The 21,833-nt window shown below is 69.2% G+C and carries 20 protein-coding genes, 1 tRNA gene and 1 pseudogene; 9 read left to right on the forward strand and 13 right to left on the reverse strand.

All coding sequences use genetic code 11. From position 1 onward, the window contains the following. Positions 1-193: 193 nt before the first annotated feature. The 3 genes from ACFW5B_RS00260 to ACFW5B_RS00270 all read right to left on the reverse strand — a co-directional run bounded on the left by ACFW5B_RS00260 (position 194) and on the right by ACFW5B_RS00270 (position 3,530). Positions 194-538 carry a rhodanese-like domain-containing protein gene (locus tag ACFW5B_RS00260; protein WP_386430922.1) on the reverse strand — a complete coding sequence of 115 codons (345 nt, stop codon included), beginning with the start codon at positions 536-538 and terminating at the stop codon, positions 194-196. A gap of 10 nt (positions 539-548) precedes the next feature. Further along, the gene (locus ACFW5B_RS00265) at positions 549-1,697 is read right to left on the reverse strand and encodes a J domain-containing protein (RefSeq protein ID WP_386430924.1); all 1,149 of its coding nucleotides are present in this window, start codon (positions 1,695-1,697) and stop codon (positions 549-551) included. 390 nt (positions 1,698-2,087) lie between these two features. Continuing rightward, complete coding sequence (locus ACFW5B_RS00270) at positions 2,088-3,530, reverse strand: DUF2252 domain-containing protein (RefSeq protein WP_386430926.1); 1,443 nt, start codon at positions 3,528-3,530, stop codon at positions 2,088-2,090. 302 nt (positions 3,531-3,832) lie between these two features. Between ACFW5B_RS00270 and ACFW5B_RS00275 the strand changes: the two are divergent. Continuing rightward, positions 3,833-4,267, forward strand: a pseudogene (locus tag ACFW5B_RS00275) (MarR family winged helix-turn-helix transcriptional regulator). An 81-nt stretch (positions 4,268-4,348) separates the two neighbouring features. Here ACFW5B_RS00275 and ACFW5B_RS00280 read toward each other — a convergent pair. Further along, positions 4,349-4,711: a winged helix-turn-helix transcriptional regulator gene (locus ACFW5B_RS00280; protein ID WP_386430928.1), complete on the reverse strand. Its 363-nt coding sequence runs from the start codon at positions 4,709-4,711 to the stop codon at positions 4,349-4,351. 126 nt (positions 4,712-4,837) lie between these two features. On the opposite strand from ACFW5B_RS00280, the gene ACFW5B_RS00285 reads away from it, so the two are divergent. Continuing rightward, positions 4,838-5,488, forward strand: a complete 651-nt coding sequence (locus tag ACFW5B_RS00285) for an FMN-dependent NADH-azoreductase (RefSeq protein WP_386430930.1) — start codon at positions 4,838-4,840, stop codon at positions 5,486-5,488. A gap of 493 nt (positions 5,489-5,981) precedes the next feature. On the opposite strand, the gene ACFW5B_RS00290 is transcribed toward ACFW5B_RS00285, so the two are convergent. After that, positions 5,982-6,065, reverse strand: a tRNA-Leu gene (locus ACFW5B_RS00290). A gap of 525 nt (positions 6,066-6,590) precedes the next feature. Here ACFW5B_RS00290 and ACFW5B_RS00295 point away from each other — a divergent pair. The 6 genes from ACFW5B_RS00295 to pknB all read left to right on the forward strand — a co-directional run bounded on the left by ACFW5B_RS00295 (position 6,591) and on the right by pknB (position 14,655). Continuing rightward, a complete protein-coding gene (locus ACFW5B_RS00295) occupies positions 6,591-7,412 on the forward strand; it encodes an FhaA domain-containing protein (protein ID WP_386430932.1) in 822 nt (273 codons plus the stop codon). A gap of 10 nt (positions 7,413-7,422) precedes the next feature. After that, positions 7,423-7,953, forward strand: a complete 531-nt coding sequence (locus tag ACFW5B_RS00300; RefSeq protein WP_386430934.1) for an FHA domain-containing protein — start codon at positions 7,423-7,425, stop codon at positions 7,951-7,953. 132 nt (positions 7,954-8,085) lie between these two features. Beyond that, the gene (locus tag ACFW5B_RS00305; RefSeq protein WP_386430936.1) at positions 8,086-9,645 is read left to right on the forward strand and encodes a PP2C family protein-serine/threonine phosphatase; all 1,560 of its coding nucleotides are present in this window, start codon (positions 8,086-8,088) and stop codon (positions 9,643-9,645) included. A gap of 23 nt (positions 9,646-9,668) precedes the next feature. Continuing rightward, positions 9,669-11,054: an FtsW/RodA/SpoVE family cell cycle protein gene (locus ACFW5B_RS00310; RefSeq protein ID WP_386430938.1), complete on the forward strand. Its 1,386-nt coding sequence runs from the start codon at positions 9,669-9,671 to the stop codon at positions 11,052-11,054. Then, entirely contained in the window at positions 11,051-12,520 is a 1,470-nt protein-coding gene (locus ACFW5B_RS00315; protein WP_386430940.1) for a peptidoglycan D,D-transpeptidase FtsI family protein, read from the forward strand. The genes ACFW5B_RS00310 and ACFW5B_RS00315 overlap by 4 nt, the downstream gene beginning before the upstream one ends. A 146-nt stretch (positions 12,521-12,666) precedes the next feature. Further along, entirely contained in the window at positions 12,667-14,655 is a 1,989-nt protein-coding gene (gene pknB / locus ACFW5B_RS00320) for a Stk1 family PASTA domain-containing Ser/Thr kinase (RefSeq protein WP_386430942.1), read from the forward strand. Positions 14,656-14,725: 70 nt separating this feature from the next. On the opposite strand, the gene ACFW5B_RS00325 is transcribed toward pknB, so the two are convergent. From ACFW5B_RS00325 to ACFW5B_RS00350, 6 genes are all read right to left on the reverse strand, one after another. Next, positions 14,726-15,466 (reverse strand): class E sortase, encoded by a 741-nt coding sequence (locus tag ACFW5B_RS00325; RefSeq protein ID WP_386430944.1) that lies wholly within the window; start codon positions 15,464-15,466, stop codon positions 14,726-14,728. A 25-nt stretch (positions 15,467-15,491) separates the two neighbouring features. Further along, entirely contained in the window at positions 15,492-16,943 is a 1,452-nt protein-coding gene (locus ACFW5B_RS00330; RefSeq protein WP_386430946.1) for a class E sortase, read from the reverse strand. Continuing rightward, a complete protein-coding gene (locus tag ACFW5B_RS00335) occupies positions 16,940-17,596 on the reverse strand; it encodes an aminodeoxychorismate/anthranilate synthase component II (RefSeq protein WP_386430948.1) in 657 nt (218 codons plus the stop codon). The genes ACFW5B_RS00330 and ACFW5B_RS00335 overlap by 4 nt, the downstream gene beginning before the upstream one ends. Further along, positions 17,593-17,769, reverse strand: coding sequence for a hypothetical protein (locus ACFW5B_RS00340; RefSeq protein ID WP_386430950.1), 177 nt, complete (start codon positions 17,767-17,769; stop codon positions 17,593-17,595). The genes ACFW5B_RS00335 and ACFW5B_RS00340 overlap by 4 nt, the downstream gene beginning before the upstream one ends. Positions 17,770-17,850: 81 nt before the next feature. Continuing rightward, the gene (locus tag ACFW5B_RS00345) at positions 17,851-18,573 is read right to left on the reverse strand and encodes a class E sortase (RefSeq protein WP_386430952.1); all 723 of its coding nucleotides are present in this window, start codon (positions 18,571-18,573) and stop codon (positions 17,851-17,853) included. A gap of 37 nt (positions 18,574-18,610) precedes the next feature. Further along, complete coding sequence (locus tag ACFW5B_RS00350; protein ID WP_386430954.1) at positions 18,611-19,381, reverse strand: DUF881 domain-containing protein; 771 nt, start codon at positions 19,379-19,381, stop codon at positions 18,611-18,613. 179 nt (positions 19,382-19,560) lie between these two features. Here ACFW5B_RS00350 and crgA point away from each other — a divergent pair, with 179 nt between their 5' ends. Continuing rightward, entirely contained in the window at positions 19,561-19,815 is a 255-nt protein-coding gene (gene crgA, locus ACFW5B_RS00355; protein WP_386430956.1) for a cell division protein CrgA, read from the forward strand. Between the two features lie 235 nt (positions 19,816-20,050). On the opposite strand, the gene ACFW5B_RS00360 is transcribed toward crgA, so the two are convergent. After that, the gene (locus ACFW5B_RS00360) at positions 20,051-20,968 is read right to left on the reverse strand and encodes a rhomboid family intramembrane serine protease (protein ID WP_386430958.1); all 918 of its coding nucleotides are present in this window, start codon (positions 20,966-20,968) and stop codon (positions 20,051-20,053) included. 150 nt (positions 20,969-21,118) lie between these two features. Continuing rightward, positions 21,119-21,646 carry a peptidylprolyl isomerase gene (locus tag ACFW5B_RS00365; RefSeq protein ID WP_386430960.1) on the reverse strand — a complete coding sequence of 176 codons (528 nt, stop codon included), beginning with the start codon at positions 21,644-21,646 and terminating at the stop codon, positions 21,119-21,121. Positions 21,647-21,833: the final 187 nt, after the last annotated feature.

Genomic DNA, 21,833 nt, shown 5'->3' on the forward strand with positions numbered 1-21,833 from the left:
GTGCGGACTCCGACAGCCACACGGGAGGCAGAGGCTACGACTGCCGGGTCTGTTGGCTGGTTTCCGGGGGAGCTGACTCCACCCCCGGGTCGGATGACGGCCGTCCGCTGACGACCGCCGCCCGACTGGACACCCCTCCCCGGCCGACCGAACGCCGGGCAGCGCGACTCCGCACCACTCCCCGGCGCTCCGGCTAGATGACCGCCCCGGAGCCGCCCTTGCCATCCGAAACGGGGCGGCCGGCGGCCTCCCACGCCTGCATGCCGCCCGCGACGTTCACCGCGTCGACACCCTGCTGGATCAGGTATTGCGCCACCTGCGCCGAGCGTCCACCGACCCGGCAGAGCACATACACCTTGCCGCCATCGGGCGCGACATCGGTCAACTCCCCATAGCGGGCGACGAATTCACTCATCGGGATGTGCAGCGCGCCCTCGGCGTGCCCCGCCTCCCACTCGTCGTCCTCGCGCACGTCCAGGAGGAAGGCCTCCGGGGTGAGGGCGTCGACACCGACCGTGGGCACAGAACCAAATTGCATGGGTCTGACGCTACCCGACCAGCTGCGCGAGGTAGGTCTCACGTTCCGCGACGTCCGCGAGCAGCTTCTCGGCGATCTCGTCCAGCAACGCGTCCGGGTCCTCCGGCGCCATCTTGATCATCGCGCCGATCGCGCTCTCCTCCAGCTCGGCGGCCATCGCGGCCAGCAGCTCCTTGCGCTCGGCCAGCCACTCCAGCCGCGCGTAAAGCTCCTCACTCTCGCTGAGCCGCTCCTCGACCGGCGCAGGACCGGCCTCCCACTCCCGCGTCAGCTCGCGCAGCGTCCCCTCGTCACCCTGGGCGTACGCCGTGTTGACCCGTGCGATGAACGCGTCCCGGCGCGCACGCTCCGCGTCGTCCCGCGCCAGGTCCGGGTGGGCCTTGCGCACCAGGTCGCGGTAGACCTTGCGGGCCTCTTCGCTGGGCCGCACCTTCTGCGGAGGCCGCACGGACTGCTCAGTGAGCATCGCCTGAGCCTCGGGAAACAGGCCGTCCGACCCCATCCAGCCGTGGAACAGCTCCTCGACCTCCGGCATCGGCAGCACCGACGCCCGCGCCTCCCGCGCCTTACGGATGTCCTCAGGATCGCCGGTACGCGCCGCCACCGCCTCGGCGATCTGCGCATCCAGCTCGTCCAGCCGCGCGTACATGGGGCCGAGCCGTTGGTGGTGCAGGCGGGAGAAGTTCTCCACCTCCACCCGGAACGTCTCCACCGCGATCTCGAACTCGATCAGCGCCTGCTCCGCGGCCAGCACCGCCTTCGCCAGCCGCCGGGTCGCCTCGTCCTGAGCTGCGGTCGCCGCGTCATCCGGTGCCCCGTCCGGCTCGGCGCCTGCCGCAGACTGACCGAGCCCCGGGAGCTCAGTCCCCGCCGCAGCCTGACCGAGACCCGAAGCAGCCTGCTCACCGGCCCGGCCTGCGCCCGGCTCGGCGCCTGCTGCGGCCTCGTCCGCGGGGCGATCGCCCCGGTCCTCGTGGCCGACGTGCGACTCCTCCGAGCCCGCGACCTGATCTTCCGGTCTGCCGTCGTGCCCGAGCCGGGCGCTCTGCCCGCCGCCGCGGGCGTCCGGTGCCTGCGGGTCGGCCTGGGCGTCGGGGGAGCCCGGTACGTCCGGTCGGTGCTGGCCGTCCTGCGCGTTCTCCGCGTGCGAGTTCGTCACCCGGCCAGCGTACGGCCCCGAGCGGTGCGGCCTTCCACGGCCATTCGACCGCTTGGGGTGCTGCTCTTGGGGGCCTCCCCCCCCAGCCCCCCACCCCTCCCTCCTCCACCCCGCCTCCAACGAACCCCACGCCCCCAAGGGCCCCACCCCCGGCCCAAGCACCCCGAGCCCAAGCGCCCCCAAGCGACCAATCTCCACGCCGCGACGCCGCGACGCCGCCCAGCCCGCCAACCGCCCCACCCCGGCGCCGACCTCAGAGCTGGCCTGGGAGAACCGGCCCAACGGAGCCGGACCAGGCCGACCTCAGAGAGCCACCTCAAGGCGATCCGGCCTCAGGGAGCCACCCCCAACGCCCTCCTCACCCCGCCCCCAGCCTCCCGCCCGCTCTCCTCACACCCCCATCTCTGCCTCGATCCGTCCGTTCTTCACCGCGGTGGCCAGTGCCGCGTGGTCCGCTGCCGTGCGGTCCGCGTAGGAGACCGCGAAGGCCGCTATGGCCTCGTCCAGCTCTTCGTTCTTGCCGCAGTAGCCGGCCAGCAGGCGGGGGTCGGCGCTGTGTGAGTGCGCCCGCGCCAGGAGGGCGCCGGTCATCCGGGCGTAGTCGTCCATCTGGTCACCGCACAGCTGCGTCGGGTCCACGCTGCCCTTGCGGTTTCTGAACTGGCGGACCTGGAACGGCAGTCCCTCCCGATGGCCGCCGTCCGCAGCCGCGCCGCCCCTGCCCGACGGGGCCACGCCCTGCACCGTCGTCCAGCCCAGCAGGATGTCGCTGACCACCTGCATCCGGCGCTGTCCGAGCACCACCCGGCGCCCCTCGTGCGCCACCGACGGAACCGGGAAGCCGGCCTTCTCCACGAAGGGCGCCAGTACCGAACCGCGTGCCTCCTTCACCTGCAGGACCAGCGGCTCGCCTCGGTGGTCCAGCAGCAGCACCACATACGACCGCAGTCCCACGCTGCCCGTGCCGACCACGCGGAAGGCGACATCGTGCACCGCATACCGGGCCAGCAGGGGAAGCCGGTGTTCGGCGATCGTGTCCAGATAGCCGGTGAGGGACTCGGCCACCACTGCCGCCTCCGCATCCGGCACCCGCCGCAGTACCGGCTGCGCGTCCACGAACCGGCGGCCGCCGTCCGCCGTCGCCTCCGTCGCCTTGGCCGCGAACCGCGCGCTGGTGTTCTTACGGGCCTTCTCCGCGACCTGCTCCAGCGTTCCCAGCAGGTCCCGCGCGTCGGTGTGGGAGACCAACTCCTCATCGGCGATCGCGTTCCACGCCTCGATGGCCGACCGCTTGGCCAGCAGCCGCATCGTGCGCCGATAGGAGCCCACCGCATCACACGCCGCCCTGCGGCAGTCGTCCTCGTCGGCGCCCGCCTCCCGGCCGGCCAGCACGACCGACGTCGCGAGCCGCTTCACATCCCACTCCCACGGCCCGTGCAGGGTCTCGTCGAAGTCGTTGAGGTCGATGACGAGGCGGCCGCGGGCGTCGCCGTAGAGGCCGAAGTTGGCGGCGTGCGCATCTCCGCAGATCTGTGTGCCGATGCCGGTCACCGGGCCGGTGGCCAGGTCGTACGCCATCAGACCGGCGGAGCCGCGGAGGAAGGCGAAGGGACTGGCGGCCATCCGCCCGACCCGTATCGGTGTCAGCTCGGGCAGCCGGCCGGCGTTGGACTCCTCGACCGCCGCGACCGCGTCCGGCCGCCCGTCCGCGATCGGCAACACGGCCTGCCCGGAACGCGGGAGCCGCTCCCGCAGCGCCCGCCCGACGGCCTTGGGCGACAGCCCCTGTGCATCCGGATGGGCAAACCCCGGTACGTACGGCACTCGCGGCATAGCGGGCCACCTCCCCCTTCACAACCTGCGTTCTTGATGTCCCTGCGCTGCAGTGACTCGTCGGTGCATTGTCCGTGTTCAGTGCCTTGGTGCGTGCGCTGCTTCTGTGCGGTTTCTGTGCGGTGTCGCTGCGCGGTGCGTACATCCGCGCGCCGGGCGGTTCCGGCCTGCCGACATCCATGACGTTACCGAGAGCCCGGCACGGCCCGCAGAGGCCTGTGGATAACTCCCCGGACCGCTATACGCCCACCGCCTCCTCCATCTCCTCCGTCTCCCCCGCAGCCGCACCCCCGGCGCCATCCGTGGCTCACCGCGAGGACTCCGTCGAGACCATCCAGCAGAGGATGACCGCGTTCGCCCGCCGGGCCCGCGCCCGCCGCCGCCCGGATGCATCCCGAGCTGTCGCTGGTCTCCTACACCCTGCTTGCGCACCTCGATGACCAGCAGGGATGCCGCGCCACCGACCTCGCGGCGCACTACTTCCTGGACACGTCCACGGTCAGCCGGCAGATCGCCGCACTGGAGAAGCTCGGCTTCGTCGAGCGCCGCGTCGACCCGGAGAACCACCGGGTCCAGGTGCTGCACCCCACAGAGAAGGGCGCTCAGGTGCTCGCCAACGTGACCGCCAGCCGCGCCGGTCCTTCCATGAGCGGATGGCCGACTGGGACGAGGACCACCTCGACCGCTTCGCGACCTATCTGCGCCGCTACAACACCGCCCAGGAACAGCTGGGTTGAGACGCCCGGCCACACCACCCACCCGAGCACTCCCGCAACAACGGACACGACCGCGCAGCCCGCCGAAGGCGCCCGCTACACCTACTTCCGGAACCGCTCCGGACACTGCCCGCCCTCGGCCAGATAGGTCTCCGCCCAGCGCCCCAGCTCCTTGAGCGCGGGGTCCATCGCCTGCCCCGCCTCCGTCAGCCGGTACGAGACGCGCAGCGGCGGTCCCGCGTCCACCTCACGGACGACCAGGCCGGTCGCCGCCAGCTCCATGAGGCGGTCGGAGAGCATCCGCTCACTGATCCCGGGGATGGCCCGCCGCAGATCGGCGAAGTGCACCGGGCCCGGCATCAAGGTGGCGACGATCAGGCCCGTCCAGCGCTTCCCGAACAGCTCGAAGACGCGTGTCATACCGCCGTCGACCTGCCTGCACATCGCCTCGCCGTGGTCCGCCATAAACCCAGCGTACCGCCTTCCCGTTGGCTACTGCGGAAAAGTAAGCTACTGTGCTAACAATAGTGACGTACGGAAATTAACCAACGGTCGAGCGCCGCCCGGCCGCCTACTGAAGGACCGATCCCCATGGCCACGCTTCTGCTCATCGACTCCTCCCTGTTCCCCGAGGGCGGCTCCGCCTCCCGCTCGGTCACCGCGGCCTTCCGCAAGGCCTGGGAGGAGCAGCACCCCGACGGCACGGTGATCCACCGCGACCTGGCCGCCGATCCGCTGCCGCACCTCGACGGCGCCGGCGCCTCCGCCGCCTTCTCCGACCCGGCCACCCACACCCCGGAGCAGCAGGCGGCGTTCGCCCGGCGCATCAAGCTCATCGAGGAGCTGGAGCAGGCGGACGCGGTCGTCATAGGTGCGCCGATGTACAACTTCACGATCCCGTCCACGCTGAAGGCGTGGCTGGACCAGGTGATCATCATGGGCCGTACGTCGGGTGCGCAGCAGTCGGCCAAGGGCACCCCGGTCACCGTCGTCGCCAGCCGGGGCGGTTCCTACGCACCGGGCACGCCCCGTGAGTCCTTCGAGTACGTGCAGAACTACCTGGAGGCCGTGCTGAACGGCGGGCTGGGCCTCGAGGTCGACTTCATCGTTCCCGAGCTGACCATGGCCCCGAACAACCCGGCGATGGCCGAGCTGATCCCCCAGTACGAGACCTCCCGCGAGCAGGCCCACAAGGACGCGGCGGCCAAGGCCAAGGCCCTCGCCGAACGCCTCGCCGCCTGAGCGTCCCGAGACAGGCCCGGCCACCCGAACCGGGGCGCGGCTGCCGGCACGGCCTCCCACGGCCTGCCGCAGCCCCTCCCGGCGGGCGGCCCCCTACGGCGCGGCTCCCCGGCCACCCCGCCCACGCCCAGCCCAGTCGCCCCCCCCCGCACGCACACGCCGGGAACACCGGCCACGCGCCCGCCCGGAGGCATCGGCCACACACCCGCCCGGCAAACCGCCCGCATCCGCACCATCCGTACGGACATGACGGAGATCGCCGGGTGACGGAGATGGCAGCGAGGACGGGACCAGGCACCACGCGGGCGGTGGAGGGCCGCAGCGGGGTGTGGGCGCCGGGCGAGGAGACCGCAGGCATGTGACGTAGGCCTCAACAGCCCGGCCGAGGACGGCCGTAGGGCACCCACGGCCGCGGCCGTGACGCAGACAACAGCGTGATGAAGACAACGAAAGACCCCCGGTCCGGATTTCTCCAGACCGGGGGTCTCATCTGTGCGCGAGGGGGGAGTTGAACCCCCACGCCCTTTCGGGCACTGGAACCTGAATCCAGCGCGTCTGCCTATTCCGCCACCCGCGCATGGGTGCTGCCGGTTGATTCTCTCACGTGATCCGGGCTGTTCCGTCCGGGTCTGCTGCGAGCGCCTTCCGACATCCAGAACACTAGCACGCTGTCGGGGGTGCCTTCACACGCCTTTCCCCCGCTCCGCGCCCTGCGGCAACCCGGGCGGCACCCCGTCTCACCCCGGGCATTCGCCGAGCACTGCCCAAAGGGTCCACACTCGCGGTAGTCGCAATCGGGGTGCCGGCCACCCGGTCCGCCTCCGGGCCGGGCGGCACCGCGCCGTGTCCGACTCCGGCCCCCGCCCGGCCGGAGCGGTCGACGGTTGCGGGACACTGTCTTCGGGGCACATCTACGATCGCAGTGCACAAGCAGTGGACAAGGAGCAGACAAGCACCGGGCAACCCTGTGAGGGGCGACACTCGTCCTCAAGGCGGGAAAGGGGAACCAGCCGATTTCCCGACGCGTGGATACGATCAGTAAGCAGTATCAGGACGACTCGATCAGGACGACCCCGACGAAGACTGAGGAAGGAGGTGCCCCGTGGGAGTACTGAAGCGTTTCGAGCAGCGTCTCGAAGGTCTCGTCAACGGCACCTTCGCCAAGGTGTTCAAGTCCGAGGTGCAGCCCGTTGAGATCGCCGGCGCCCTGCAGCGCGAGTGCGACAACAACGCCACCATCTGGAACCGCGACCGCACGGTCGTCCCCAACGACTTCATCGTCGAGCTGAGCACCCCCGACTACGAGCGGCTGAGCCCCTACAGCGGGCAGCTCGGCGACGAGCTCTCCAGCATGGTCCGCGACTATGCCAAGCAGCAGCGGTACACCTTCATGGGCTCGATCAAGGTCCATCTGGAGAAGGCCGACGATCTCGACACCGGTCTGTACCGCGTGCGCAGCCGCACGCTCGCCTCCAGCTCGTCCCAGGACAACCCGGGCCCGGCGGCCGAGCGGCGCTCCGCCGCGCCCCGCGGCAACCAGGGTGGCGGCCATGTGAGCCCGCCCCCCATGCCTTCGTCCCCGCCTCCCGGCGGCGCGCAGTCCGTACCCCGTACGGCACCGCCCGGATCGCAGCCCCACGCACAAACCAGGCGCTGGATCGAGATCAACGGCACCCGCCACCAGATCTCGCGCCCCACACTCGTGCTGGGCCGCAGCACCGACGCTGACGTACGGATCGACGACCCGGGTGTCTCCCGGCGTCACTGTGAGATCCGGGTCGGAACGCCCCCCCTGATCCAGGATCTGGGTTCCACGAACGGCATCGTGGTAGACGGGCAGCACACCACTCGCGCTAATCTCCGCGACGGCTCGCGGATTGTCGTGGGCAGTACCACCATCGTTTACCGGCAAGCCGAAGGGTGAAGCGGGGGCAATGTCAGAGCTGACCCTCACGGTCATGCGGTTGGGTTTCCTCGCCGTACTGTGGCTGTTCGTCATCGTGGCCGTTCAGGTCATCCGCAGCGATCTGTTCGGCACGCGCGTCACACAACGCGGTGCCGCCCGTCGCGGCGGGCAGGAAGCGCGTGCGCAGCGGCAGGCCGCCGCGCCGCCGCAGCAGCAGCGCCGCCAGGAAGGCGGCCGCGGCAACAACAGCCGGCAGCGCCGCGGAGCGCCCACCAAGCTGGTGGTCTCCGAGGGCTCGCTGACCGGCACCACCGTCGCCCTCCAAGGCCAGACCATCTCCCTGGGCCGTGCGCACGACTCCACGATCGTGCTGGACGACGACTACGCGTCCAGCAGGCATGCCAGGATCTACCCGGACCGTGACGGCCAGTGGATCGTCGAGGACCTCGGTTCCACCAACGGCACGTACCTGGACCGGAACCGGCTGACGACCCCGACACCGATTCCGCTGGGAGCCCCGATCCGCATCGGCAAGACCGTCATCGAGCTGCGGAAGTAGTACGACAATGAGCGAGCGGAGCGAGCGAGCCGCGGCGGTCCACCCGGCGGACCCGGGCGTGCTCCCGACCGGAGGGTGGGCAGTGTGGCTCGAAGAGACCGGCTGTACCCCGAGCCGACGGGAGAGGTGCGCATGAGTCTGTCACTGCGCTTCGCCGCCGGATCGCACAAGGGCATGATCCGCGAGGGCAACGAGGACTCCGGCTACGCCGGGCCGCGGCTGCTCGCCATCGCCGACGGCATGGGCGGCCAGGCCGCCGGTGAGGTCGCCTCCTCCGAGGTGATCTCCACCCTCGTCCAGCTCGACGACGACGTCCCCGGCTCCGACCTCCTCACCTCGCTGGGCACGGCGGTCACACGCGCCAACGACCAGCTGCGGGTGATGGTCGAGGAGGACCCGCAGCTGGAGGGCATGGGCACGACCCTGACCGCCCTGCTGTGGACCGGGCAGCGGCTCGGTCTCGTCCATGTCGGCGACTCGCGTGCGTATCTGCTGCGCGACGGTGCGCTGACCCAGATCACCCAGGACCACACCTGGGTGCAGCGGCTGGTCGACGAGGGCCGGATCACCGAAGAGGAAGCAACCACCCATCCGCAGCGGTCGCTGCTGATGCGGGCGCTGGGCAGCGGCGATCACGTCGAGCCCGATCTGTCGATCCGCGAGGTGCGGGCCGGCGACCGGTATCTGATCTGCTCGGACGGGCTGTCCGGGGTGGTCAGCCACCAGACGCTGGAAGAGACCCTCGCCAGCTACCACGGTCCGCACGAGACGGTGCAGGAGCTGATCCAGCTCGCGCTGCGCGGCGGCGGACCCGACAACATCACCTGCATCGTCGCCGACGTCCTGGACGTGGACGGCAACGACACGATGGCCGGCCAGCTCAACGACACCCCGGTCATCGTCGGCGCCGTCGCGGAGAACCAGCACCAGCTCAGCGACCCGAGCACGATGCAGACCCCCGCCGCGCGGGCCGCCGAGCTCGGCAGGCCGGGTGGGCACCCCCAGGCACCCGGTGGCGCCTTCGGGCCGCCCGGCAGCGGTGACCAGGAGTTCGACGGGCCGCCGCAGGGCTCGTTCGGCGCGTTCATGGACGAGGACTTCGTCAAGCCGCGGCGGCGCGGGCGGTGGCTCAAGCGGTCGCTGTTCATCGCGCTGGCCCTGGCCGTCGTGGGCGGCGGCTGCTACGCGGGCTACAACTGGACGCAGACCCAGTACTTCGTCGGTGCCAAGGACGACCACGTCGCGCTCTACCGGGGCATCAGCCAGGACCTCGCGTGGATCAGGCTCAATGACGTGGACGAGGACCACCCCGAGATCGAACTCAAGTACCTGCCGCCGTACCAGCGCAATCAGGTCAAGGAGACGATCGCGGTCGACAGCCGCACGCAGGCGGGCGAAAAGGTCACCGAGCTGAGCAAGCAGGCCAACGCCTGCCGCAGCAAGGAGCAGCGGGAGGCCGCCGAGCGTGATGCGGCGCGCCACCCGGGCAGCGGCCAGTCGGGCACGCCGAGCAAGCCGGGTTCCCCGTCCTCCTCGCCGAGCCACCGGCCCGCCACCACCGACAAGGACAGCGGTACCGGCACCGCCGGCACGCTGGCGGCGACCACGTCTCCGTCTCCCAAAGCCACTCCCAGCCAGGCCCCTTCCCAGGAGCAGCAGAAGCTGGAAAAGAATTGCAGCACCCAGCAGTGAGGGCGTAGGGGGCCGTAGATCTCATGAGCAGCAGCACCACCAACACCACCACCATCGGCACCATCGGAGCCCCGAGCCGCCGCAACACCGAGCTGGCGATGCTCATCTTCGCGGTGCTGGTTCCGGTGTTCGCGTACATCAACGTCGGCCTGGCCAAGGACGGTACGGTGCCGGCCGGTGTGCTGGGCTACACCCTCGGGCTGGGCCTGCTGGCGGGCGTCGCGCATCTCGTCGTCCGCAAGTGGGCGCCGTACGCCGATCCGCTGATGCTGCCCATCGCCACCCTGCTCAACGGGCTGGGACTGATCTTCATCTGGCGGCTGGACCAGGAGCCGTCGCTGGGCAAGGCGATGGCGCCCAACCAGCTGATGTGGTCGACTCTCGGCGTCGCCTTCTTCCTCGCCATCCTGATCTTCCTCAAGGACCACCGCGTCCTCCAGCGCTACACCTACATCTCGATGGTGGTCGCGCTGGTGCTGCTGGTGGCGCCGATGTTCTTCCCCGGTGTGAACGGCGCGAAGATCTGGATCACGATCCCGGGTCTCGGCTCGCTCCAGCCCGGTGAGTTCGCGAAGATCATCATCGCGATCTTCTTCGCCGGCTATCTGATGGTGAAGCGGGACGCGCTGGCACTGGCCAGCCGCCGCTTCATGGGGCTCTACCTCCCCCGCGGCCGCGACCTCGGCCCGATCCTCGTCATCTGGGCGCTGAGCCTGATGATCCTGGTCTTCGAGACCGACCTGGGTACCTCGCTGCTGTTCTTCGGCCTGTTCGTCGTGATGCTCTACGTCGCGACCGAGCGGACCAGCTGGATCGTGTTCGGTCTGCTGCTCAGCGCCGGCGGCGCGGTCGCGGTGGCCACCTTCGAGTCGCACGTCCAGACCCGTGTGCACAACTGGCTCAACCCGCTGGAGCTGCTCAACGGCGGTGTCACCGAGACCGCCCAGGCGATGTACTCCTTCGGCTCCGGCGGCATCCTCGGCTCCGGTCTGGGACAGGGCTACTCCCGCCTCATCCAGGGCATCGCGCCGAAGAGTGACTACATCCTCGCCACGGTCGGCGAGGAGATCGGCCTCGCCGGCCTGATGGCCATCCTGATGCTGTACGGCCTGCTGATCGAGCGCGGTATCCGTACGGCGCTGGCGGCCCGCGACCCGTTCGGCAAGCTGCTCTCGATCGGCCTGTCCGGCGCCTTCGCGCTGCAGGTCTTCGTCGTCGCCGGTGGTGTGACGGGCCTGATCCCGCTGACGGGTATGACCATGCCGTTCCTCGCCCAGGGTGGTTCGTCCGTGATCGCCAACTGGGCACTGGTCGCGATCCTGCTCCGGATCAGCGACACCGCGCGCCGCCCGGCGCCGACCCCCGCCCCGTCCACCGACGCCGAGATGACCCAGGTGGTCCGCCCGTGAACAAGCCCCTGCGCCGGGTCGCCATCTTCTGCGGCCTGCTCGTCCTCGCCCTGCTGATCCGCGTCAACTGGGTGCAGTTCGTCCAGGGCGACGAGCTCAAGAACGACCCGCACAACCGCCGGGTCGCCATCGAGCGCTACAGCACCCCGCGCGGCAACATCATCGTCGACGGCAAGGCCATCACCGGCTCGACGACCACCGACAGCGGCGACTTCAAGTACAAGCGGACGTACAAGAACGGCAAGATGTGGGCGCCGGTCACCGGCTACGCCTCGCAGGCCTTCGACGCCAACCAGCTCGAGAAGCTGAACGACGGCATCCTCACCGGCACCGACGACAGGCTCTTCTTCAGCCGCACGGTCGACATGTTCACCGGCAGCAAGCAGAAGGGCGGCAACGTGGTCACCACCCTCGATGCCAAGGCCCAGAAGGCCGCCTTCGACGGTCTCGGCAAGCAGAAGGGCGCGGTCGCCGCGATCAACCCGGAGACCGGTGCGATCCTGGCGCTGGCCAGCACCCCGTCCTACGACCCGTCCACCTTCGCGGGGATGAGCAACAAGGACGCCGAGGCGTACAACGGGCTGCAGAAGAAGAACAACCCCGATGAGCCGATGCTCAACCGGGCGCTGCGCCAGACCTACCCGCCCGGCTCCACCTTCAAGGTCGTCACGGCCGCGGCGGCCCTGGAGAACGGCCTCTACGACGACGTCAACACCCCCACCCGGTCGCCGCTGCCCTACACGCTCCCCGACACCTCGGGCGTCGAGCTGAAGAACGAGGGCAACATCCCCTGCAAGAACGCCACGCTGCGCGAGGCGCTGCGGGTGTCCTGCAACACCGTCTTCGGCAAGATCAGCGCCGACCTCGGCAACAAGAAGATGAAGGCCGAGGCGGAGAAGTTCGGCTTCAACAACCCCGGGATCAACACCCCGGTCCGCGCCTCGGAGTCCATCTTCCCCAAGGACAACCGGCCGCAGAACGCGATGGCGGGCATCGGCCAGGCCTCGAACCGCGCCACGCCGCTCCAGATGGCCATGGTCGCCTCGGCGGTCGCCAACGGCGGCAAGCTGATGAAGCCGTACATGGTCGACAAGCTGGTGGCGACGAACCTCAATGTGGTCCAGCAGCACACTCCGCAGGAGATGAGCCAGCCGCTCAGCCCGGAGAACGCGCAGAAGATCCAGAGCATCATGGAGACCGTGGTCAAGTCGGGTACGGGTACCAACGCCCAGATCCCGAGCGTCACCGTCGGCGGCAAGACGGGTACCGCACAGCACGGCGAGGACAACAAGGACAATCCGTACGCCTGGTTCATCTCCTACGCGAAGACCGACAAGGGCACGCCGGTCGCGGTCGCGGTCGTGATTGAGGGATCCGACACGCTCCGCGACGACATCGCCGGCGGCAGGCTCGCAGCTCCGATCGCGAAGCACGTCATGCAGGCCGTACTCGAAGGCGAGAAGTGACGCGGATCATGCCAATACCGGTCGCGTATCAGGTTGCGGCTCCGGCCCGGTCCGGTAAGACGCGACGGGTACGGTATGCCCGGACAGCACACCGCCGGACCACACACCGGTGCGGTCGGGACTGACGGAGAGGGCTGGAGAAGCTTATGGAAGAGCCGCGTCGCCTCGGCGGCCGGTACGAGCTGGGCTCGGTGCTCGGCCGCGGTGGCATGGCCGAGGTGTACCTCGCGCATGACACCCGCCTCGGCCGCACCGTGGCTGTGAAGACGCTGCGGGTGGACCTCGCCCGTGATCCGTCCTTCCAGGCCCGGTTCCGCCGTGAGGCCCAGTCGGCCGCCTCGCTGAACCATCCGTCGATCGTCGCGGTCTACGACACCGGCGAGGACTATGTCGACGGTGTCTCGATCCCGTACATCGTCATGGAGTACGTCGACGGCTCCACGCTCCGTGAGCTGCTGCACTCCGGAAGAAAGCTGCTGCCCGAGCGCTCGCTGGAGATGACCACCGGTGTCCTCCAGGCGCTGGAGTACTCCCACCGGGCCGGCATCGTCCACCGCGACATCAAGCCGGCCAACGTCATGCTGACGCGCACCGGCCAGGTCAAGGTCATGGACTTCGGCATCGCCCGCGCCATGGGTGATGCCGGTATGACGATGACGCAGACGGCCGCGGTCATCGGCACCGCTCAGTACCTCTCGCCCGAGCAGGCCAAGGGCGAGCAGGTCGATGCCCGCTCCGACCTGTACTCCACCGGCTGTCTGCTCTACGAGCTGCTCACGGTCCGGCCGCCGTTCGTCGGTGACTCACCGGTCGCGGTGGCCTATCAGCATGTCCGCGAGGAGCCGCAGAAACCGAGCAACTTCGACCCCGAGATCACGCCGGAGATGGACGCCATCGTCCTGAAGGCGCTGGTCAAGGACCCGGACTACCGCTATCAGTCGGCGGACGAGATGCGGGCCGACATCGAGGCGGCGCTGGACGGCCAGCCGGTCGCGGCGACCGCCGCCATGGGCGCGGCCGGCTACGACCAGGACCAGCCGACCACCATGCTGCGTCCCCAGGACCCGGCCGGCCAGACCTCCATGCTTCCGCCGATGAACCCGGACGACGGGGGCTACGGCTACGACGACCGCGGCGACCGCCGCCGCGGTGGCGGTCAGAAGAAGAGCAACACCTCGACGATCCTGCTGGTGATCGCGGCCGTCCTGGTTCTGGTCGGTGCGATCTTCATCGGCAAGGCGATGTTCACCAACAGCAAGACCGGCGGCAAGACGCCGGTGCCCAACCTCACCGGCAAGAAGCTCGAGGAAGCCGAGGCGTACGGCCGCAACGGCGGCTTCAAGGTCTCCGAGGGCGGCAAGAAGGCCTGCGACAACGCCAAGAAGGGCGAGGTCACCGAGCAGGAGCCGAAGGCCGGCACGAAGATCGACAAGGACGAGACGGTCACGGTCACGCTGTGCACCGGGCCGGTCAAGGTCACCGTTCCCGATGTCGAGGACCTCTCGTACGAAAAGGCCAAACAGCGCCTTGAGCGCAAGGGCTTCACGCGCATCCGGCAGGTCAAGAAGGAGTCCGACCGGACCCCGGGCCTCGTGCTCAGCCAGACCCCCCGGCCCCAGAGTGAGGCGGCCAAGAACACGGAGATCGTCCTCACCGTTGCTCAGGAGTCCCCGAAGACGACCGTCCCGCCTGTCACCGGACAGGACTTCGCGACGGCCCAGAACCAGCTGAAGGGTCTGGGCTTCGAGGTCGCCAAGAACGAAGAGGATGTCACCGACCCGAACCAGGTCGGCAAGGTGATCCGGCAGAGCCCGGACGGGAACACCCCGGCCAAGAACGGTTCCACGGTGACCCTCACGGTCGGCAAGGCGGGCGCACAGACCCCGATGCCGGACGTGCGGGGCCGGAAGCTCAAGGAAGCGCAGCAGATGCTGCAACAGGCCGGCTTCACCAACATCCAGATCGCCGGCGGCGGCCCGCAGGACGACAACGCCCGGGTGCTCAACCAGGACCCGGCGCCGCAGACGCCGTCCGACCCGAAGACCACCACCGTGACGCTGACCACCGTGGGTGGCAATGACAACGGCGACGACGGCGGTGGCTTCCTCGGCGGAGCCTTCGGGGGCAACAACTAAAGCTGTCGCCTGATGATCGAAGTGTCCCGGTGCCCCATGGGCACCGGGACACTCTGCTTCTACTCGGCTTCTACTTCAGTTCCTTCGGGGGAGTCCGCTCCGCGTCGACCTTCTCGGTCCGCTCCAGCTCGCCCCAGACGATGTAGCGGTAGTTCGAGGTGTAGACCGGGGTGCAGGTCGTGAGGGTGATGTAGCGGCCCGCCTTGCGCTTGCCGGATTCCTTGGGGATGTCGTCGAGGACGTCCACGTTGTACTTCGAGGTCTCCGGCAGGGTCGCGAAGACCTTGTAGACGTACCAGGTGTCCTTGGTCTCGAAGACGATCGGGTCGCCGTCCTTGAGCTTGTCGATGTTGTGGAACTTCGCGCCGTGGCCGTCGCGGTGCGCGGCGAGCGTGAAGTTGCCCTTCTTGTCCTTGGGCAGCCCCGACTTGACCGGCTTGGTGTAATAGCCGGCCACCCCCTCGTTGAGGATCTTGGAGTCGGTGCCCTTCTCGACCAGCACCTCACCGTTGTCCATCGCCGGTACGTGCAGAAAGCCGATGCCGTCCTTGGTGTCCAGCTCGCCGGGCCCCTTGGGACCGCTGCGCGCCCAGTGCTTCCGCACCTGGTCACCCTGCTTGTGCGCTTCGCGGTCGGCGAGGACGTTGGTCCACCACAGCGAGTAGGCGACAAACAGGCCCAGGATCAGTCCGACCGTGATCAGCAGTTCGCCGATGACGCTGACGGTGGAGGCGATGGCCCGGCGCACCCGGCGCGGTTCGAGTGGCGGCGCGGTCCGGTCGCATGCCTCGTCGTTTCCGGTGGCAGTCACCGCGTAGCACCCCTCTTGTGTTTGCTCAGCCGGCGAGCGCGTCCGGTTTGCCCTTGCTTCGCGGCCGCTCGTCGACCATCTTGCCCCAGACGATCATCCGAAAGGTACTGGTGAACTCCGGGGTACAGGTCGTCAGGGTGATGTAGCGGCCGGGCCGGGTGAACCCCGAGCCGGGCGGCACCGGGCCGATCACGCTGGTGTTGCTCGGAGACGTCTGCGGGAGGATGCTCTCCATCTCGTAGGTGTAGTACGAGCTCTTCGTCTCGACGATGATCTTGTCGCCCTTGGTCAGGCGGTTGACGTAACGGAACGGCTCGCCATGCGTGTTGCGGTGGGCCGCCACCGCGAAGTTGCCCTTCTTGTCCCAGGGCATCGCGGTCTTGATCCCGCTGTTCTTGTCGTAGTGACCGACCATGCCGTGGTCCAGCACCTTGTGCTTGTCGATCCCCTCGGCTATCGGCGCCTTCACGTCCAGCTTGGGGATATACATGATCCCGAAGCGTTCGCCGTCCGCGAGGTTCTTCTTCTCGCTGCCGCCGCTGTCCCACTCGTGCTGAAGGGTGTTGGCGGCGCCGCCCGCCTCTTGTTCGGCCCGCACGTTCGTCCACCACAGCTGATACGTGACGAACAGCAGCATCAGCACGCCGAGGCTGATGAACACCTCGCCCAGCGCACGGCTCGCGATCAGGCTGAGGCTGTCCTTGGCCGCGCGTGCGGCCTGCCGGGCCTCCAGCCGGGTCATGGGGGCGGAAGCCGGTTCGGAGGCGGTGTCAGCGGCCGTTGTCTCGGCGGCAGCGCCACCGCGGCGTCCGCGTCTGCCGCCCCGCTTGGCGGCCTCCTGAGCGGCCTTGCGCCGGGCGGCCCGTCCTCCGGGCGTCGGGGTCGCCGTCGTTTCACGTGAAACCGTGGTGCCGGTTTCACGTGAAACGTTGTCCCCGTCGGCCTTCTCGGCCTGTCGCAGCGCCATGGTCTCGTCGTCCTGCCAGGGCGCGGAGGCGGCGGCCGTGGCCGGAGCGGGGCTCACGGCCGGGTCATTGGGGCTCACGCGCGGCACGGAGGCCGACGGCGCCGGTGTTTCCGGGGCGGCTTCACGCGGGGCTATCGGTTCGGAGGCGGCGGGGCGGGGGACGGAGCGGTACGCCGGGCCGTAGGCGGCCGCCTGCGGTCCGTACGACTGCCGATCCGGCCGGGTGGGCCCCTCGGGCTCCAGATGCGGACGGAACCACGGTGAGCCCTGTGGTCCGCCCTCCTGAGCGGGTTTGCCCCGTCGGCGTCCCCGGCCCGGCTGCCCGTACGTCCCGGGTGCGGGCGCCTGCGGCGTCTGGCCGGGCAGCGGATCGGTCAGCGGGTCGGCCAGACGCTCCACTGCCGCCTCGAACGCATCGGGCTGTCCGTGCCGGTCCTGCCGTGGGTAGGACCGCTCCGGCTCGTCCGGTTCGTGGGATCTTCCTTCACGTTCGGGGCGCAGGGCGGTCACCCGCCGGCCTTGCCGACCACCGGGGCCAGCCCCGTCGAGCGCTCCACCGCCCCCTTGTCACCGCATTCGACGAGCCAGTTGGCCAGCATCCGGTGCCCCCACTCCGTCAGCACCGACTCGGGGTGGAACTGGACGCCCTCGACCGGGAGTTCGCGGTGCCGCAGCCCCATGACGATCCGTCCGCCGGGGACGTCCTCGGCCTCCGTCCAGGACGTGACGACCAGTTCGTCGGGGACGGTGTCCGGCTCGACCGCGAGGGAGTGGTAGCGGGTGGCGGTGAAGGGGGACGGCAGCCCGGCGAAGACACCGATGTCCTCGTGGTGGACCGGCGAGGTCTTGCCGTGCAGCAGCTCCGGGGCGCGGTCCACCACGCCGCCGTACGCGACCGCCATCGACTGCATGCCCAGGCAGACGCCGAAGACCGGGACGCCGGTGTCGGCGCAGTGCCGGACCATGTCGACACAGACGCCGGCCTGCTCGGGCGTACCGGGACCGGGCGACAGCAGCACCCCGTCGAAGCCGTCCTGGGCATGCCGCGTCGCGACCTCGTCGTTGCGCAGCACCTCGCATTCGGCGCCGAGTTGGTAGAGGTACTGGACGAGGTTGAAGACAAAGCTGTCGTAGTTGTCGACGACGAGGATCCGTGCGGTCATCGGGTGGCTGCCATCCCTTGATCGACAGTGACGTCATTGAAGGGGAGCAGGGGCTCCGCCCACGGAAAGACGTACTGGAAGAGTACGAAGACGACCGCCAGCACGAGCACCAGGGAAATCAGCGCCTTGATCCATGTGTTGCCCGGCAGATGCCGCCAGATCCAGCCGTACATGCTGTCGCTGTCCCCTTGCCGATGACGATGACGATGTCGAGTGCGACACCAGAGTAAGGGGCGAGGGCGGGCCCGGGTGGGTCAGCCGGTCAAAGCCGATGGCCTTCCCTGCGCCACGGGTTGGGTGGAATCCAGGTGTGCCCAGGCGATCAGCCGGTGACTGTGGCCCCATTCCGGCTCGCAGGTGGTCAGGGTCAGATAGCGCCCGGGCCCGTTGAAACCGGATTTCCGCGGTACGGGGTCGATCACCCCGATGTCGCCCGGCAGCGTCGTATAGGGACGGTTGTCGATGCGGTAGGTGAACCAGGTCGTGCCGTCGCTCAGTACCACGGCGTCTCCGGGGCGCAGCCGTGGGAAGTCCTTGAAGGGGTCGCCATAGGTGCGGCGGTGCCCGGCGACGGAGAAGTTGCCGGTCTCGCCGAGCCGGGCGGTGCGGGCGTAGTGGCCGAGGCCGCGCTTGAGGGTGTCGGTCGCGGTGCCCTGCAGGACGGGCTTGGTCCAGTCGGCGCCCAGCCGGGGGATGTACATGACGGCAAAGGGAGCGCCCGGGGCGTAGCGGCGGGGCCGCCCGGCCGGGGTGGAGTCGCCGTCCGGGGCCGGGGTGCGGTCGGGTGCGGCGTCCGGGGCTCTGGACCACTGCTGCCGGAGCTTGCCGAGCTCACCGTCCATGGCGCTGTCGGCGCGTACCCCGGTCCAGAAGAGGAGGTAGGCCACGAAGAGCACGATCAGCGCCCCGGCGGTGACACAGACTTCGCTGAGCGTCCGCACGATCCACCGCACCGTCGTCCCGCCCCGCACCGTCATCCGGCCCCGCCCCTCCCCGGTGCCCGCGGCGTGCGGGCTACGGCTTCACAGGCTGTGCGTAGTGGAGATCCACTGTGCCGGAGTAGCCGGGCAGAGTCACCGCCTCGTGCTGGTCTACTTTCCAGCCCAGGCCGTAGGCGTTCACGTACTGGAGGTAGTTCTGGATGGCGGGGGCCGCGGTCAGCGCGTTGATGAGGGCCTCGCGGTTGCCGACGGCGGTGACCTTGTACGGCGGGGAGTAGACCCGGCCCTGGAGGATCAGGGTGTTGCCGACGCAGCGCACCGCGCTGGTGGAGATCAGCCGCTGGTCCATCACCTTGATGCCCTTGGCGCCGCCGTGCCACAGGGCGTTCACCACGGCCTGCAGGTCCTGCTGGTGGATGACCAGGTCGTTGGGCTGCGGCTCGGGCACCCCGGGGATCTTGGCGGTGGCGTTCGGCGGGGCGTCGGTGAGCGTGACCGTCACGCCCTGGCCCTTCAACGGCTTGGTGCCGGCGTTCTTCTCCAGGGCCTTGAGCTTGGACTCCTCGGCCCGGGAGCTGCCGTTGTCGCGCTGCGCGAGGGCGTCGACCTCGCCCCGCAGAATGGCGATACGGTCGTCCTGGCCACCGTTCTTGTGGCTGCGTTCCTGAATGAGGTCGGACAGCCGCAGCATCGAGTCGTCCGAGCGCAGATTCGTGCCCCGTGCGGTGTCGAAGCTCAGCCAGAACAGCAGTCCGGCGAGTGCGAAAACGACCAGGGTGAGAAGGCGCACAGGCCGCAGGCGTGACCGGGCGGGGCGGTCGGCGGAGTCAGCGGAATTACTCAACGTACCCTTACTCCTTACGGCGCCACGGAAGCACTACGCTAACGGACGCCCGGGAAAGGAATCCGCTCCCCACCGCGTCCGCGCCCAGGCGCACCTCGTACCTCCCTCGCGGATGGGGGCACCGCCCGCTCGAACGATGCCGCGAGCGGGGGAGCAGCGCATCGACAGGAGAGTTCCTCGTGCCGAAGTCACGGATCCGCAAGAAGGACGACTTCACGCCGCCGCCGGCGAAGACCACCAACCTGAAGATGAGCTCAGGCCGCGGGTGGGTGGCGCCGTTGATGCTGACGATGTTCCTGATCGGGCTGGTGTGGATCGTGATGTTCTACGTCTCCGAGGGCGATCTGCCGATCGCGGCCATGGGCAACTGGAACATCGTCTGCGGCTTCGGATTCATCGCGGTGGGCTTCGGCGTATCCACTCAGTGGAAGTAGCGCAAGCCCTGCCCAAGGCCATCCACACGGTTATCCACAGCCGGGGAAAACTTCAGAAGATCTGTGGATAACCCTCCGGAGGTTGACGCCGGTGTGATCGGCGGCACCGTCGTCCGGCCGCCGGCTCCCCCGCTGCTTACTGGGGAAACGCAGGCCGGAGCGGACCGGAACGAGGGTTCCGCACAGCTTGCACAAGAGCGGCCACGCACTGTGGACAACATGCCGGAACGGACTCTCAGCCCATCAGCTGCAGAGTCCGTACCCACACCAGGGCGATGATCGCCAGCAGCGCCACCACACAGGTCGCGGCGTGCACCAGCGTCCGGCGGTCGCGCGGCGCGTGCACCATCCCGAACGCCACCGCGGCGCCCACCACCAGGCCGCCGACATGGGCCTGCCAGGCGATGTGCGGCCACAGGAACGTGAAGGCCAGGTTGAGGCCGAGCAGGATCAGCACCGGCTTCATGTCGTACTTCAGCCGCCGCAGCAGCACCGCGGTCGCGCCGAGCAGCCCGAAGATCGCGCCGGATGCGCCCAGCGAGGGCTGGTTCTGCGCGGCGAGGAGATACGACAGGGCGCTGCCGCCCAGACCGGCGAGCACATACAGCGCGATGAACCGCAGCCGGCCGAGCGCCGCCTCCAGCGGCGGGCCCAGCCACCACAGCGAGAGCATGTTGAACGCGAAGTGCGCGATCTGCTGGTGCAGGAACATCGCGGTCAGCAGGCGGTACCACTCGCCCTCGGCGACGCCGACCAGCTGATACCGGCTCGGGTCGGCGGCGAGCCCGAGCAGATCGAGCCGGCCGACCAGTGGGCTGAGGTCACCGCCCGTCGCCAGTACGGCGAGGAACACGGCGGCGTTGATGCCCAGCAGGATCTTGGTGATCAGCCGCGGATCGGCCGCGATCGTGCCGCCCGCGATCGTGCGCGGTGCGGCGGCCTGCGGCGGATGTCCGGTGCCGCCACCGCTGCGCACACAGTCCGGGCACTGGAAACCGACCGCGGCGCTGACCATGCACTCAGGGCATATGGGCCGGTCACAGCGGGTGCAGCGGATGCCGGTGGGGCGATCAGGGTGGCGGTGGCAGCCCGGCAGGCCATCGTCACTCCGCTCGTCCTGCGGCTCCTTCGGGCTGCCTGGCACCTGATCCATCCGTCCCTCGTCCTCTTCTCCGCCGGGGTGCGTCAGCGCTTCGTCTTCTCGCCCGGCCCCGGCCGCGTGGACGAGCGTCGCGCCCCGCCTGATGTACGACCGGGCGGGGCGCAATGGTTCCCCGGACCGGGCCGGGGCTGATGACGCGGGTCAGCGGGTCTCGACGGTCACCGACTCGATCACGACGTCCTGGAGCGGACGGTCGGTGCGCGGGTTGGTCTGCGTGGCGGCGATGGCGTCCACGACCTTCTTGCTCGCCTCGTTGCTGACCTCACCGAAGATGGTGTGCTTGCCGGTCAGCCAGGCGGTCGCCCCGACGGTGATGAAGAACTGCGAGCCGTTGGTGCCCGGTCCGGCGTTGGCCATGGCCAGCAGGTACGGCTTGTTGAAGGCCAGGTCGGGGTGGAACTCGTCCCCGAACTCGTAGCCGGGGCCGCCGGTGCCGTTGCCGAGCGGGTCGCCGCCCTGGATCATGAAACCGCTGATCACGCGGTGGAAGACGGTGCCGTCGTACAGCCGGTCCGTGGACTTCTTGCCGGTGGCCGGGTGGGTCCACTCCCGCTCACCCTTGGCGAGCTCGACGAAGTTCTTGACCGTCTTCGGTGCGTGGTTCGGCAGGAGCCGAATCTCGATGTCGCCCTGGTTGGTCTTCAGGGTGGCGTAGAGCTGCTCAGCCACGATCTACCTTCCATAAGTCTTCGCTGACGGTTTCCGATCCTCGCACGGACCGGCCCGCCGAAGTCCCCGGCGCCGCGTGCGCGCGCCGTCTGACCCGCACTTCTTCACGGATTTCGTATCGATTTCCTGCCCTCGGAGCGGCAATTCATGGCATTGTCATCAACAAGACTCCGGAACGTCCGTAATG

Source organism: Streptomyces sp. NPDC058773, assembly GCF_042746015.1.
GTDB lineage: Bacteria > Actinomycetota > Actinomycetes > Streptomycetales > Streptomycetaceae > Streptomyces.